This window comes from Paenibacillus sp. BJ-4 (genome assembly GCF_020404765.1).
GTDB lineage: Bacteria > Bacillota > Bacilli > Paenibacillales > Paenibacillaceae > Paenibacillus.
This window is the reverse complement of record NZ_JAIVEM010000081.1, coordinates 1-210: the sequence shown is the minus strand read 5'-3', so window position 1 is coordinate 210 and position 210 is coordinate 1. Positions and strand designations below refer to the sequence as shown.

The following is a 210-nucleotide window of genomic DNA, read 5'->3' as shown; positions in this document are numbered from 1 at the left end:
TTGACTACAAGCACATCCTGGAAATGATACTTGAGAGTTTGAGCTCTCAAAACTGAGCAACGAGTGAGTAACAGGCCGAAACCTGATTCAGAAGCTTACGCTTCGTATTTGAATGTTTCCATTGCAGGAAACGATTCTCCATAGAAAGGAGGTGATCCAGCCGCACCTTCCGATACGGCTACCTTGTTACGACTTCACCCCAATCATCTA

Annotated in this window: 1 rRNA gene; it reads right to left on the bottom strand. The window is 45.2% G+C overall.

Annotated elements, in window-relative coordinates:
- Positions 1–144 precede the first annotated feature (144 nt).
- Positions 145–210: ribosomal RNA gene (locus tag LCF57_RS14595) — 16S ribosomal RNA — on the bottom strand; the annotation flags it as partial.